We start from the raw sequence: 13,773 nt of genomic DNA, 5'->3' as shown, positions 1-13,773 counted from the left end.
CGCAGAAAGCGTGCGAGGGGGGGGGGGGTCGGGTGGGGGGGGGGTGGGCGCCATGGATGGCGCGACCGAGCTTACATGGACGTACTTGCAGCGTCCCCCGCAACCGGACCCACCCCGCCATCCCACGGATAGCCAGCTTTTGATGTTGCCCTGGCTGATGCATCTGCGGGTGCCGGGCGGCAGCCCGGCCCAAGCCCCCCACCCACGCAGGTAGAATGCGCCCATGGCTCTTTCCCTGCTCAAGTCCCTCAAGCCGGTCGCTGGCCGCGCCCTGCAGATCGCCCTGAACCGCGCGCTGGCGCTGGATCCGGATACCCGCCATGCCTTGGCCAGCCTCGATGGCCGGCACATCGACCTGACCCTGGAAGCGCCGTCGCTGGCGATGCGCATCAGCGTCGACGGCGACCAGCTGGGGGTCGGCCCGGTGGATGCGCAGGAAGCCGACCTGGCCGTGCGTAGCAGCCTGGCCGGCGTGCTGGCGCAGCTGCCGCTGCTGGCCAACGCACGGCGCGGCGAGTCCAACAACAAGGGCCGTGTACGCGTGGCCGGCGACGCCGAACTGGCGCGGCGCCTGCAGCAGCTGGCCAAGGGCTTCGACCCGGACTGGCAGCAGCCGTTCGTCAGCGTGTTTGGCGAGGTACTGGGCGTGCAGGTCGCCAACACCCTGCGCAGCGCCCTGCAGCACGCGCGCCAGGGTGCGATCGACCTGGCCCACAGCGCCGCCGAATTCATCACCGAGGAATCGCGCGACGTGGTGCCGCGCGCCGAACTGGATGCCTTCCACGATGATGTGGACGTGCTGCGCGATGACGTCGAGCGTCTTGGCGCGCGGGTGCAGCGCCTGCGGGGTGCCGCATGAAGGCCGTGCTGCGGGCGAGCCGCATCGGCCGGGTGATCCTGCGTTACCGCCTTGACGACCTGCTGCAGGGCACGCCGGCCGAGCGTTGGCTGCGCCTGGCCAAGCCGTTCGTGCCGCGTGCCTCGGCCGACATCGCCGCACAGTCGCGCGGTGCGCGCCTGCGCCTGGCGCTGCAGGACCTCGGCCCGATCTTCGTCAAGTTCGGCCAGATCCTGTCCACCCGCCGCGACCTGGTGCCGCCGGACGTGGCCAACGAACTGACCCTGCTGCAGGACCGGGTCAAGCCGTTCGACGGTGACACCGCGCGTCGCATTGTCGAGGAAGCGCTTGGCTTGCCGGTCAGCGAGGCGTTCGCCAGCTTCGATACCGAACCACTGGCCTCGGCTTCGATCGCGCAGGTGCATGCGGCTACGCTGGCCGATGGCCGCCAGGTGGTGGTCAAGGTGCTGCGCCCGGGCATCGAGAAGCAGATCGATGCCGACATCGCCCTGCTCAACTCGCTGGCCGCGCTGGTCGAGCGTACCCATCCGCGTGCCGACAAGATCCGACCGCGCGAAGTGGTGGCCGAAGTCGAGAACACCCTCGCCGCCGAGCTGGACCTGCAGCGCGAAGGCGCCAATGCCAGCGTGCTGCGCCGCTTCTGGGAGAACAGCGACGACCTGTACGTGCCGGAAGTGATCTGGAGCCATACCGCCGAGCGCGCGCTGACCCTGGAGCGCGTGTGGGGCATTCCGTCCGACGACATCGCCGCGCTCGACAAGGCGGGCATCGACCGCAAGGCACTGGCCGCCAAGGGCGTGCGGGTCTTCTACACCCAGGTGTTCCGCGACAACTTCTTCCATGCCGATGCGCACGCCGGCAACATCTGGGTCGACACCGATCCGGGCCGCCGCGCCAACCCGCGATTCATCGCGCTGGACTTCGGCATCATGGGCCAGCTGTCGCAGGAGGATCAGTACTACCTGGCTGAGAACTTCATGGCCATCTTCAACCGCGATTACCGCCGCATCGCCGAACTGCACGTGCAGGCGCGGTGGATGCCGGACAACGTGCGCATCGATGATCTGGAAGCGGCCGTGCGTTCGGTGTGCGAGCCGTACTTCACCCGTCCGCTGTCGCAGATCTCGCTGGCCGAAGTGCTGATGAAGCTGTTCCGCGTGGCGCAGCGCTACCAGCTGACCCTGCAGCCGCAGCTGATCCTGCTGCAGAAGACCCTGCTGAACATCGAAGGTGTCGGCCGCCAGCTGGATCCGCAGATCGATATCTGGGCGGTGGCCAAGCCGGTGCTGGCGAAGATCCTGCGCGAGCGCTACAGCCCACGCCGGGTCGTGCGCGAGATCGGCAAGCGGTTGCCGGAAATCATGACCCACGCACCGGACATGCCGCGCCTCGTACACGCCTGGCTGACCCAGCAGGTGGAGGGGCGCCACGAGCTGGCGATGCGCTCGCGCGATCTGGTTGCGCTGGATGCCAGCGTGCAGCGCCTGCAGAAGCGCGCGGTCGGCGCGATCACCGGCGTCGGCCTGCTGGCCATCGCCGCGCTGATGTACATGCTGCAGCCGCCGGGCTGGTACTGGGGCGACCTGCCGATGTGGAGCTGGGTGTCCGGCGCCGTCGGCGCGCTGGCGCTGGCGCGCGCGTGGTGGAGATAGACCCGGTGCTGCAGACGCTGAAGAACGAACTGATGCACTTCGGTGCTGAAAACGACGCGCATGAAACCGAGCGCGCTCGGCGCATGCTCAACATCACGCCGGATACCGGTGAATTCCTGTCGGTGCTGGTGCGTTTCGGCACCGCACGCCGTGTACTGGAAATCGGCACCTCCAATGGCTACTCCACGCTGTGGCTGGCCGAAGCCGCCGCCGCCATCGACGGCCACGTGACCACGCTGGAAGTCGCCGAGGACAAGGTGGCGATGGCGCGATCCACGTTCGCGCGCAGCGGCTTGGCCGCGCACATCACGCTGGTGCATGGCGATGCCGGGCAGTGGTTGGCAGAGGCCGGCGAAGGCTGCATCGACCTGCTGTTCCTGGATTCGGACCGCGGGCAGTACGCCGGCTGGTGGCCGCAGGTGCGCCGCGTGCTGCGGCCAGGGGGCCTGCTGGTGGTGGACAACGCCACGTCGCACGCGGAAGAGATGAAACCCTTGTGCCTGCTGCTGGATGCCGATCCGGACTTCAGCACCAGCCTGGTGCCGGTGGGCAACGGCGAACTGCTGGCCGTGCGCAACGGCTGACCGCCGCGCCACACACCCGGGGTCAGATCCCTTTTCCGCAGGAAAAGGGATCTGACCCCGATCAGGGCGCCCGTATAATCCCGCGGTGAGTACCGAACCTGACACCCTCGCCGCGGTCGAGACTGAAACCGCGCCCCTGCAGCTGCTGCACCTGGATGAGCGCCTGGCCGTGGTCAACAAGCCTGCCGGGCTGATGGTCCACGACAGCAAGCTGGCCCGTGGCGAAGATGATTTCCTGGCCGACCGCCTGCGTGAGCAGCTGGGGCGGCCGATCTTCCTCGTGCACCGCCTGGACCGGGCCACCAGTGGCTGCCTGCTGCTGGCCTTCGACCGCGAAACTGCCAGTTCGCTGGGCAAGGCACTGATGGGTGGCGAAGTGGCCAAGGACTACCTGACAGTCTGCCGAGGCTGGCCGGCCGAGCTGTCCTGGCGGGTGGACCATGATCTGGATGGCGGGCCGGGCAAGCCGGTGAAGAAGCCGGCGATCACCGATTTCCAGCGCCTGGCCACTGGCGAGCTGTCGGTGCCGGTGGGCGAATTCAGCAGCTCGCGCTACGCGCTGCTGCGCTGCCAGCCGCAGACCGGGCGCTTCCGGCAGATCCGCCGTCACCTCAAGCACCTCTCGCATCACATGATCGGCGATACCAGCCACGGCGATGGGCGCCACAACCGCGTCTTCCGCATGCAGGGCGTGCACCGCATGCTGCTGCACGCCGAGCGCCTGCGTTTTCCGCATCCGGAGGGCGGCAACGTGGATGTCAGTGCGCCGCTGGACCGCCAGTTCCAGAAGGCACTGGACCTGTTCGGCTGGCAGGTGGACGCAGTTTGACGGTAGTGCCGGCCGCTGGCCGGCAGCTGCGTGATTCCAGGTGTACTGGGGAGCCGGCCAGCGGCCGGCACTACCTCATTCTCGTTTCTTTTCCGGCTCGTTGACGATCGCTTCCAGGTCTTTCTGCAGGTCCGCAAACAGCGGCTGCATGCGCGCCTGGATGGCCACCATCACGTTCTGCATCAGTGCCGGGGTCTTGTCCAGCAGGCTCTGGCCTGCCGCGCTCTCGTAGAACTCGGCCATCGCCAGCACGTCTTCCTTGCTGAACGTCTTCTTGTACAGGTCCACGTACATCGGCCGCAGCTGCTGCCACGACATGGCCTGGCGCAGGGTCTGGCTGGTCCGCGCCTGGATCCGCTTCAGCTGTTCCTGCTGCTGGGCGGTGAGCTGGCGCTGCGCGGCCACCTGCTGGAACTGCTGCTGCTGCATGGCTTCGATCTGCGGCACCATGGTGTCGATCATGCTCTGCGCGCGCGAGGCCGACAGCAGGCGGTTGATGTCGCCGTCGGTCGGCGGGGCGGCCAGTGCCGGGACGCTGGCCGTGGCCAGTGCCAGCAGCAGGGCGGCGCGGCGCAGCAGGGACGGCAGGGCGGGTGCGAAGCGGGTCATGCGGGCTTCCTGCGGTACATGGGACCGCCAGCATACCTGCAGCCCAGGCGAAGGCGGCGTGTTCGGCGCCTGATCGGCGGCATACGGGGCGCGATGGCGCACTCCACCACGTGGCTGCCGCTACAATGCGCGGATGGGCAGTGGACCGGTCACCATCAGCGCGCAGCTTGAAATCCCCGACGGCGAGATCGTCGAGCGGTTCGTGCGCGCCAGTGGCGCCGGCGGCCAGAACGTCAACAAGGTGTCCACTGCGGTGGAACTGCGTTTCGACGTGGCCAACTCGCCCTCGTTGCCCGAACCGTTGCGCGCGCGGCTGTTGGCGCGGCGTGACCGGCGCATGACCGGCGAAGGCGTGCTGGTCATCGACGCGCAACGTTTCCGCACCCAGGATCGCAATCGCGAGGATGCGCGCGAGCGGCTGGCGGCCTTCATCCAGGCCGGGCTGAGCGTGCCCAAACCGCGCAAGGCCACCAAGCCGACCCTCGGGTCGAAACTGCGTCGTCTGGACGCCAAACGCGGGCGCGCGCAGATCAAGCGCGGGCGCTCATCACGTGACTGGGAGTGATTGCTTGAACAACCCGACTTCGTTGCTGCCGGCCGTCCCGCCGCAGATGCCGCAGGTCAAACCCAACGCCTTCCTGCGCTGGCTGGCGCGCTGCACCCTGCGCATGGGGGGCTGGAAGGTGACCGGCACCCTGCCTGACATCCCCAGGCTGGTCTTCATCATCGCCCCGCATTCGTCCAACTGGGACGGGCTGTGGGGCATGGCGGCGAAGATCGCGCTCGGCATGAAGGTGAAGGTGCTGGGCAAGGCGTCGCTGTTCTGGTGGCCGCTGGGCCCGTTGCTGCACCGGCTGGGCGTGATTCCGCTCGATCGCAGCTCGCCACAGGGCACGGTGGGCCAGGCGGTGGACCTGCTGCGCAACAACGAGAAGATGTGGTTCGCCATCACCCCCGAGGGCACCCGCAAGGCGGTGAAGGACTGGAAGGCCGGCTTCCTGAAGATCGCCCGGATGGCCGACGTGCCGATCCTGACTGCGTATTTCCACTATCCGGAAAAGACCATCGGCATCGGTCCGTTGTTCACCCCGAGCGGCGACGATATGGCCGACATGGCTGCCATCCGCGAGTTCTACCGGCCCTGGATCGGCAAGACCCGCGGCACGGTCTGAGCCGGCCGCAGGCCGCCGCATAGACGCCACGTCCGGCACATGCCGGGCGAGCGCGACAGGAGTAGGGTGGAGGGCTGGTATCCATACCGTCTGCCCAAGGAGCGTTTTTACATGTCGCGTACCGTAGTCCTGGCCGCCGCCATCAGCCTGGCGCTGGCGGCCTGTTCCGGCAAGGAGTCCACCCCCGTGTCCGATGCCCAGAAGACCCCGGCCCAGCAGCCGGCCGAAGCCTCCACCAATCCGCTGCTGAGTGCCAGCACGCTGCCGTTCCAGGCCCCGCCGTTCGACAAGATCAAGGACAGCGACTACCTGCCGGCGTTCGAAGAAGGCATGCGCCAGCACCTGGCCGACGTGCGCAAGATCGCCGACAGCAGCGAGCCGGCCACCTTCGACAACACCATCGTGGCGATGGAGCGCAGCGGCGAGACCCTGACCCGCGTGTCGCGCATCTTCTTCGGCCTGGTCCAGGCCGACACCAACGATGCGCGCCAGAAGATCCAGGAAGAAGTGGCGCCGAAGCTGGCCGCGCACCAGGATGAGATCAACCTCGATCCGAAGCTGTTCGCGCGCGTGAAGTCGCTGTACGACCAGCGTGACACGCTGGAGCTGGACCCGGTTCAGAAGCGCCTGGTCGAGCACTATTACGATGGCCTGGTGCGCGCCGGTGCGCAGCTGTCCGACGCTGACAAGGCGACCCTGCGCAAGCTCAACGTGGAAGAGACCACGCTCTCCACCCAGTTCCACACCCGCCTGGTGGCCGCGACCGCCGCTGCGGCTGTTGTCGTTGACGACAAGGCCAAGCTGGCCGGCCTGGACGAGGGCGCGATCAACAATGCTGCGGCCGCCGCCAAGGACCGCAAGCTGGATGGCAAATTCCTGCTGCCGCTGCAGAACACCACCCAGCAGCCGGTGCTCGGCTCGCTGAGCGATCGCGACCAGCGTGCCGCCGTGCTGAAGGCCTCTGAAACCCGCGCCGAGCGCGGTGATGCCAACGACACCCGGCAGACCGTGCAGCGCCTGGCCCAGCTGCGTGCGCAGAAGGCCAAGCTGCTCGGCTTTGACACCTTCGCCGACTACCAGCTGGGCGACCAGATGGCCAAGACTCCGGCGGCCGCGCTCAAGCTGCTGACCGACACCGTGCCGGCCGCCACCGCCAAGGCGCGCGCCGAGGCCGGTGAGATCCAGAAGGTCATCGACGCGCAGAAGGGCGGATTCCAGGTCGCCGCTTCGGACTGGGACTTCTACGCCGAGCAGGTGCGCAAGGCCAAGTACGATCTGGACGAGTCGCAGATCAAGCCGTACTTCGAACTGGACAACGTGCTGCAGAACGGCGTCTTCTACGCCGCCACCCAGCTGTACGGCATCACCTTCAAGCCGCGCACCGACATTCCGACCTACAACCCGGACATGAAGGTGTACGAAGTGTTCGACAAGGACGGCACCTCGCTGGCGCTGTTCTACACCGACTACTTCAAGCGTGACAGCAAGTCCGGTGGCGCCTGGATGGACGTGTTCGTCGAACAGGACGGCCTGACCGGTGCCAAGCCGGTGGTCTACAACGTCTGCAACTTCACCAAGCCAGCTGCCGGCCAGCCGGCGCTGATCAGCTTCGACGACGTCACCACGATGTTCCATGAGTTCGGCCATGCGCTGCACGGCATGTTCTCGAACGTGAAGTACCCGTCGATCGCCGGCACCGCCACCTCGCGTGACTTCGTCGAGTTCCCGTCGCAGTTCAACGAGCACTGGGCGCTGGACCCGAAGGTCTTCGCCAACTACGCCAAGCACTACAAGACCGGCGAGGCGATGCCGCAGGAACTGGTCGACAAGATTCTCAAGGCGCGCAGCTTCAACCAGGGCTATGCGACCACCGAATACCTGTCGGCCGCGCTGCTCGACCTGGCTTGGCACACGCAGAAGGCCGATGCGCCGCTGCAGGATGTCGGTGCCTTTGAAGCCAGCGCGCTGAAGAAGTTCAAGGTCGACCTGCCGCAGGTGCCGCCGCGTTACCGCACCACCTACTTCGACCATATCTGGGGTGGTGGTTACTCGGCCGGTTACTACGCCTACTTCTGGGCCGAAGTGCTGGACCATGACGCCTACCAGTGGTTCACCGAACACGGTGGCCTGACTGCGGCCAACGGCCAGGAGTTCCGCGACAAGATCCTCTCGCGCGGCAACAGCGTGGAGTTGTCGACCCTGTACCGCGATTTCCGCGGCAAGGACCCGTCGGTGGAACCGCTGCTGAAGTTCCGCGGGCTGAAATAAGAAAGCGAAAACGGCGGGGGCAACCCCGCCGTTTTTCTTTGTGTAGAGCCGAGCCCATGCTCGGCTGGCTTTTTCTGGAGACGCAGCCGAGCATGGGCTCGGCTCTACACAAGCGGATCACGTCCCCACGTGCACCCGGTTGGCCTGCTCGGCCAGGCCCAGGTGATCGAGCGCGATATCCAGCGCCAGAACATAACTCTGCGCGCCATACCCAGCAGCAATGCCCAGGCGCTGGCCGACACCGGCCGGCAGGCACGGTTCGGCCACTGCGCCGTCGTCATGCACCTCTACGTACGCGTTGTGCAGATAGGGCAGCAGCCGCTGCAGGCGCAGACTGTTGGCACACGCACCCGGATCGAGCAGCGTCACCTCGCCACGGCTGTGGTCGGCCACGCGCAGCGCATCGAGTAGTTCCTGTTCCGAACCGCAGGCGCGGATCGCCACGCTGGTGCCGGCGTCGATCGCGCGATGCACCAGCGACTTCAGGACCGGTGCCGGCAGCGGCATCGCGGTGCGGATCAGGGCGCCGGCCGCTTCCGGGCCGCGGATGATGAAGATCGACATGACTCAGCTCTCCTGCGCCAGGCGGCGGCCGACAATGGCCAGCGACAACGGGTAACCGGCCTGCTGGCTGCGCTGGTCGACCACCACGGCGGCGGGGCCGTGCTGCAGGCGCAGGCGTGCATCCAGACCAGGTTCGCTGGGCGCCTGCAACTCGATGTACTGCGCCGGCAGCCGTTCCAGCGCCGCCTGCAGCGCGCCACCTTCGGCCTGCCATTGCGCCTCGTCGGCGGCACCGACATCCAGCAGTACCCAGTCGGCCGAGCGCGCCTGCGGCTGGCACAGGCACTGGCGTACCTCGGACAGGCTGGCGCAATCACTGCACAGCACGCGATGGCCGGCCAGCTGTGCCGGCAGTTGGGGACGCGGTGCCGACGAAGAGGCGTGGCGGATCACCAGGAGGGTCATACAACACCTTGCGGAATGCGCCGTGTGGCGCGGTGGGCACACGATGCGCGTGCTGCCCGTAAAGGTGCGATGCCCGCGGCCGGACCGGGGCGTAAAACCTGCGTAACCCTTCATGTAGAGCCGAGCCTACGCTCGGCTGCTCTGCGCCCCAGTCGGGCAACCTCGACGCTACAAAGAACAAGCCGAGCATGGGCTCGGCTCTACAGGAGCGCGGCGCGGGAACCTCTTGCGCCCGGATGTGGTCTGATGCAGCCACCACCCAACCGGAGCCTGTCATGGATGCTGTTGCCCGTCCCCCCTTTTCCCAACGCGCCGTGGCCTGGCTGAAGAAGGAAGCATTGCCGCTGCTGGTGATGCTCGGCCTGCTCGCCGCCGCCCGCGATACCCTGGCCAACCATTACGTGGTGCCGAGTGGTTCGATGCAGCCGACCCTGCAGCCCGGCGACCGGGTGGTGGTGGACATGCGCGCCTACGGTCTGCGCCTGCCATTCACCAACACGGAACTGATGGCGACCGGCACCCCGCAGCGTGGCGAGGTGGCGGTCTTCGACTCACCGGCCGACGGCACCCGCCTGATCAAGCGCGTGGCGGCGGTGGCCGGTGACCATGTGCAGATGCGCGAAGGCCATCTGAGCATCAACGGGCAGCCGCTGCAGATGGCCGACCTGCAGGACGTGGAAGCCTTCGGCGAGCGACGTGCCCGCCTTGATCTGGACATGGGCGGCGGTCCGGACATCGCCGACCTGGTGGTGCCGGCTGGCAAGGTGCTGGTGCTGGGTGACCACCGCGGCAACAGCTTCGATGGCCGCTTCTTCGGCTTCGTCGACGCCGACAAGCTCTACGGCCGCGCGGTGGCGGTGTACTACCGCCGGGGCGACGGCTTCGAGTGGCAGCGCCTGTAAGCTGAATTGATACTTCTCGTATATCAATCATGACCTATCAGGTTATGGATCGACTGGATAGACGGGCCTAGTCTGAGGCCCGTTCCCTCCCACGCTTGGCCGCCCCCACCGGCCCATCGATCCCATGACTGGCGAAACCGCGGCGGCCGTCGAACGCCGCCCCCCCACTGTCGACTCCAGCGCCGAGACCCGCATCCAGCAGGGCACACCGGCCTTCCGCCGCACCGCGCTGGCGTTGTTCCTGGCCGGCTTTTCCACCTTCGGCCTGCTGTACACGGTGCAGCCGCTGCTGCCCGAGTTCAGCCGCCATTTCGGCGTGTCCGCCGCCGGCAGCGCCATGTCGTTGTCGCTGACCACCGGCACCTTGGCCGTGGCGATGCTGCTGGCTGGTCTGCTGTCCGATGCGGTCGGCCGCCGCCCGTTGATGATCGTCGCGTTGCTGGCCTCGGCCATGCTGTCGCTGAGCTCGGCGCTGGTGGATGACTGGACCACGCTGCTGGTATTGCGCACGCTGCTCGGCCTGGCGCTGAGCGGCGTGCCGGCGGTGGCGATGACCTACCTGGTCGAGGAAATGGACAGCCGTGCGCTGGGCCTGGCGATGGGCCTGTACATCGGCGGCAATGCCATCGGTGGCATGAGCGGGCGCCTGCTGGCCGGCATCATCGCCGACCACTGGGGCTGGCGCTGGGGTATCGGCGTGGTCTCGATCATCGCGGTGGCCAGCACCGTGCTGCTGTGGCTTCAGCTGCCGCCGTCGCGCCACTTCCATCCCCGTCGTGACAGCCTGCGCCAGTTGCCGTCGCGCTGGCGCATGCTGTTCGCCGACCCGGGCCTGCCGTGGCTGTTCGCCACCTCGTTCGTGCTGATGGGCGTGTTCGTCACCCTCTACAACTACCTGGGCTACCACCTGCTGGCGCCGCCCTACCACCTCAGCCAGACCGTGGTCGGCCTGATCTTCAGTGTCTACCTGGTGGGCACCTTCAGTTCGGCGTGGATGGGCCAGCAGGCCACGCGCTACGGCCGCGGCCGCATCCTGTCGATCTCGTTCGCGTTGATCGGCGCGGGCATCGCACTGCTGGCAATGCCGTGGCTGAGTGCGATGGCACTGGGTATCGCGCTGGTCACGTTCGGCTTCTTCGGCGGCCACTCGGTGGCCAGCAGCTGGGTTGGCAGCCGCGCCGGTACGATGCGCGCCGAAGCCTCGGCGATGTACCTGTTCGCCTACTACCTGGGATCCAGCGTGCTGGGCGGGGTCGGTGGCCTGGCCTATGCGGCCTGGGACTGGCGGGGGGTATGCGTGTTCGCTGCGGTGCTGACTCTGATCGGTGGTGGCATCGTCTGGGCACTGCAGCAGCGCGCGCCGCAGCCGGTCACGGCGTGAACCAAACTGTACAGTAGTGCCGGCCGCTGGCCGGCATGCCCGCCCTTGTGGGGTTGCCGGCCAGCGGCCGGCACTACCCGGGTGGAGTGCACGCCTACCCCTCGGCGAACGCTCCGCGCAGCAGCGTGGCGAAATTGCGGATCAGCGGCGTTACCCGTTCGCGGTGCCAGGCCAGCTGCACTTCCGAATGCGCGCCAGCATCGGCCAGTGCCACGAAGCGCGATCCTTCCACGCGTATGTGATCGCATGACGACGGCAGGATCGCCGCACCCAGGCCCGCAGCGGCCAGGCTGATCAAGGTCGATGCTTCACCGGCTTCCTGCACGATGCGCGGCGTGAAGCCCGCCGCCGCGCACAACGCGATCATGTGGTCGTGGATGCCCGCGCCGGCGCTGCGGCGGAACGCTACGAACGGCTCCTGCGCGAAGTCGCGCAGCGACAGCGTGCCCTGCTTCGACAGCCTGCGCAGGGCAGGGTGGTCGGCGTGCACGATCAGCGCAAGCGGGTCGACGAACAGGCTGTGCGCCACCAGTTCCGGCGGCAGCGCGCGCTTGCGGATGATGCCCACGTCCAGTGAACCGTCGAGCAGCGCATCGATCTGCTGCAGCGTGTTCATCTCGCTCAGCTGCAGCCGCACCTGCGGGTACTGCTGACGGTAGCGCAGGATCGAACGCGGAATCTGCGGCGACAGCGGCGTGGCGCGAGTCAGACCGATGTGCAGTTCACCCTGCTCACCACGTTGTGCACGCTGCACCTCGTCCACGGCCGTTTCCACCTGCTGCACGATGGCGCGTGCACGTTCCTGCAGCAGTTCGCCCGCAGGCGTCAGCTGCACGCGGCGATGGCTGCGCACGAACAGGCGCGCGTCAATCAGTTCTTCCAGCTGGCGGATCTGTTGGCTGAGCGGCGGCTGTGACATGCCCAGCCGCTCCGCCGCCTGGCCGAAGTGCAGCGTATCGGCAACAGCGAGGAAGTAGCGCAGGTGACGGAGTTCGATGGACATGGGTGCAGTTTATTCATCGTCAGCCGGAAATGGGGTCAGAGCCCGTTGCGCAGCAACGGGATCCGACCCCGACAGATCGCGGAAACCTGTCAGAGGCGGGGCGGTGTGGGTGGGCAGGACCGTTGGCGCCATGGATGGCGCCATCGAGCCCCCAGGGGTGAGGGCGCTTTGCTTGCGAAGCACTGCTTCGCAAGCGCCCGAACGCCCAGCCGCCAGCGGCTGGGCCGGACCGCGGAGCGGGGTTTACGGCGTGTCCTGCCCGCCCACACCGCCCCGCCATCCACGGATAGCAGGCTTTTGCTGTTGCTTTGGCTTCAGCAGGTGCAGGGCGCAGCCCTGCCGAACACCCCTCACCGCTCCGAATGCCCGCTCTGGTCGTAATCGCGCGGACTGAACAACTCCGGCTGGATCAGCTCGATGAACGCCCGCGCCTGCGCCGACAACGCCTTGCCCCGGCGCACGATCACCCCGTAGCTGCGCTCGGGGAACCAGCGCTTCATCGACCGCGCCGCCAGCCGCTCGTGGTCGGCCTCGTTCAGGCACAGCGCCGGCACGATGGAAATGCCCATGCCCATCGCCACGTACTGCTTGATTACTTCCCAGCCCCCCACCTCAAGCGCCACGGTGTAGGCGATGCGGTGGCGCTGGAACACCTGGTCCACCAGGCGGTAGGTGATCTGCCGCTTCGGCGGCAGCACCAGCGGATAGCGCGCGATGTCGGCCAGCTCCAGCTCGCCGCCCTTGGCCAGCGGATGATCGTGTGGTGCGATCAGCACCTGCTCGAAGCGGTAGGCCGGGGCGTAGGTCAGGTCGGCCGGCACATCGGTCATCGAACCTATCGCCAAGTCGGCGGCATCCTCGCGCAGCAGGTCGGTGCCGTCGGCGCTGATCGCGTTGTGCAGGGTCAGGCGCACGTCCGGGTGGTGCAGGCGAAAGCGTTCGACGATCTTCGGCAGCAGGTACAGGATGGTCGAGCTGTTGGCGGCAATGTTCAGCTCGCCCGCGTCCAGGCCGCGCACCTTGTCGCGGAAGCGCGCCTCCAGCCCGTCCAGGTTCTCCACCAGCGGCTGTGCCATCTCGTACAGCAGCTGGCCCTCGCGGCTGGGCACCAGGCGCCTCCCGCTGCGCTCGAACAATGGCACCCCCAGCTCCCGTTCCAACGCCTGCAACTGCAGGCTGATGGCCGGCTGGCTGACGAAAAGTGCCTCAGCCGCCCGTGAGACGGAGCCGAGGCGCACGGTCTGGCAGAACGCGCGCAGCGGCTTGAGCCGGTCGGATTTGTAGGAAAAACGAGGACTTGGCGGGGTGCGTGTGCTCATCGTGTAACGAGTATTAGCACAACTTATGTAAAACATTGCAAAAACTGTTTTGCCAAATACTGAGGCCGGGCGGCACCGTGGAGACGTTCCCCCACCGCTGGAGTCGCCCCATGTCCGCCGTCGCTTCCGCCGTTCCCACCCCCGCCACCAAGGCCACCCCCGGCCTCCCCCTGGCGACCCGCCGGGCCGGCCAGGACACCGTGCTGCCGGCCACCCCGGTCGCCCG

14 protein-coding genes are annotated in these 13,773 nt (G+C 67.4%); 9 read left to right on the top strand and 5 right to left on the bottom strand.

Annotated elements, in window-relative coordinates:
* Window positions 1–223: 223 nt before the first annotated feature.
* From A7X97_RS16215 to A7X97_RS16200, 4 genes are all read left to right on the top strand, one after another.
* Window positions 224–859, top strand: a complete 636-nt coding sequence (locus tag A7X97_RS16215; RefSeq protein WP_088496705.1) for a ubiquinone biosynthesis accessory factor UbiJ — start codon at window positions 224–226, stop codon at window positions 857–859.
* On the top strand, window positions 856–2,511 hold the full coding sequence (gene ubiB, locus A7X97_RS16210; protein WP_088496706.1) for a ubiquinone biosynthesis regulatory protein kinase UbiB: 1,656 nt from the start codon (window positions 856–858) through the stop codon (window positions 2,509–2,511). Before A7X97_RS16215 ends, ubiB begins: the two co-directional genes overlap by 4 nt.
* A 32-nt stretch (window positions 2,512–2,543) precedes the next feature.
* Complete coding sequence (locus A7X97_RS16205) at window positions 2,544–3,095, top strand: O-methyltransferase (protein WP_172412118.1); 552 nt, start codon at window positions 2,544–2,546, stop codon at window positions 3,093–3,095.
* Window positions 3,096–3,180: 85 nt separating this feature from the next.
* Window positions 3,181–3,924: a pseudouridine synthase gene (locus A7X97_RS16200; protein ID WP_088496707.1), complete on the top strand. Its 744-nt coding sequence runs from the start codon at window positions 3,181–3,183 to the stop codon at window positions 3,922–3,924.
* Window positions 3,925–3,999: 75 nt separating this feature from the next.
* Here A7X97_RS16200 and A7X97_RS16195 read toward each other — a convergent pair whose 3' ends face one another.
* Window positions 4,000–4,533 (bottom strand): DUF2059 domain-containing protein, encoded by a 534-nt coding sequence (locus A7X97_RS16195; protein ID WP_005420757.1) that lies wholly within the window; start codon window positions 4,531–4,533, stop codon window positions 4,000–4,002.
* A gap of 133 nt (window positions 4,534–4,666) precedes the next feature.
* Between A7X97_RS16195 and arfB the strand changes: the two genes are divergently transcribed.
* The 3 genes from arfB to dcp all read left to right on the top strand — a co-directional run bounded on the left by arfB (window position 4,667) and on the right by dcp (window position 7,973).
* Complete coding sequence (gene arfB / locus A7X97_RS16190; RefSeq protein WP_005420755.1) at window positions 4,667–5,098, top strand: alternative ribosome rescue aminoacyl-tRNA hydrolase ArfB; 432 nt, start codon at window positions 4,667–4,669, stop codon at window positions 5,096–5,098.
* Between the two features lie 4 nt (window positions 5,099–5,102).
* The gene (locus A7X97_RS16185; protein WP_088496708.1) at window positions 5,103–5,705 is read left to right on the top strand and encodes a lysophospholipid acyltransferase family protein; all 603 of its coding nucleotides are present in this window, start codon (window positions 5,103–5,105) and stop codon (window positions 5,703–5,705) included.
* A 111-nt stretch (window positions 5,706–5,816) separates the two neighbouring features.
* Entirely contained in the window at window positions 5,817–7,973 is a 2,157-nt protein-coding gene (gene dcp / locus A7X97_RS16180) for a peptidyl-dipeptidase Dcp (RefSeq protein WP_061480256.1), read from the top strand.
* Window positions 7,974–8,090: 117 nt separating this feature from the next.
* Here dcp and A7X97_RS16175 read toward each other — a convergent pair whose 3' ends face one another.
* Both A7X97_RS16175 and A7X97_RS16170 read right to left on the bottom strand, forming a co-directional pair.
* The gene (locus tag A7X97_RS16175) at window positions 8,091–8,537 is read right to left on the bottom strand and encodes a 3-dehydroquinate dehydratase (protein ID WP_004153636.1); all 447 of its coding nucleotides are present in this window, start codon (window positions 8,535–8,537) and stop codon (window positions 8,091–8,093) included.
* A 3-nt stretch (window positions 8,538–8,540) separates the two neighbouring features.
* On the bottom strand, window positions 8,541–8,942 hold the full coding sequence (locus A7X97_RS16170) for a hypothetical protein (protein WP_061480257.1): 402 nt from the start codon (window positions 8,940–8,942) through the stop codon (window positions 8,541–8,543).
* Between the two features lie 275 nt (window positions 8,943–9,217).
* Between A7X97_RS16170 and lepB the strand changes: the two genes are divergently transcribed.
* Entirely contained in the window at window positions 9,218–9,844 is a 627-nt protein-coding gene (lepB, locus tag A7X97_RS16165; protein WP_005420745.1) for a signal peptidase I, read from the top strand.
* A 124-nt stretch (window positions 9,845–9,968) separates the two neighbouring features.
* The gene (locus A7X97_RS16160) at window positions 9,969–11,225 is read left to right on the top strand and encodes an MFS transporter (RefSeq protein WP_088496709.1); all 1,257 of its coding nucleotides are present in this window, start codon (window positions 9,969–9,971) and stop codon (window positions 11,223–11,225) included.
* Window positions 11,226–11,319: 94 nt separating this feature from the next.
* On the opposite strand, the gene A7X97_RS16155 is transcribed toward A7X97_RS16160, so the two are convergent.
* Window positions 11,320–12,228 carry a LysR family transcriptional regulator gene (locus tag A7X97_RS16155; RefSeq protein WP_088497348.1) on the bottom strand — a complete coding sequence of 303 codons (909 nt, stop codon included), beginning with the start codon at window positions 12,226–12,228 and terminating at the stop codon, window positions 11,320–11,322.
* A gap of 350 nt (window positions 12,229–12,578) precedes the next feature.
* Window positions 12,579–13,547 (bottom strand): LysR family transcriptional regulator, encoded by a 969-nt coding sequence (locus A7X97_RS16150; RefSeq protein WP_032954693.1) that lies wholly within the window; start codon window positions 13,545–13,547, stop codon window positions 12,579–12,581.
* Window positions 13,548–13,773: the final 226 nt, after the last annotated feature.

Origin of the sequence: Stenotrophomonas sepilia (genome assembly GCF_003244875.1) — a bacterium.
GTDB classification, from domain to species: domain Bacteria; phylum Pseudomonadota; class Gammaproteobacteria; order Xanthomonadales; family Xanthomonadaceae; genus Stenotrophomonas; species Stenotrophomonas sepilia.
Note: the sequence above shows the minus strand (reverse complement) of the source record. Positions and strands in the feature narration are given on the sequence as shown.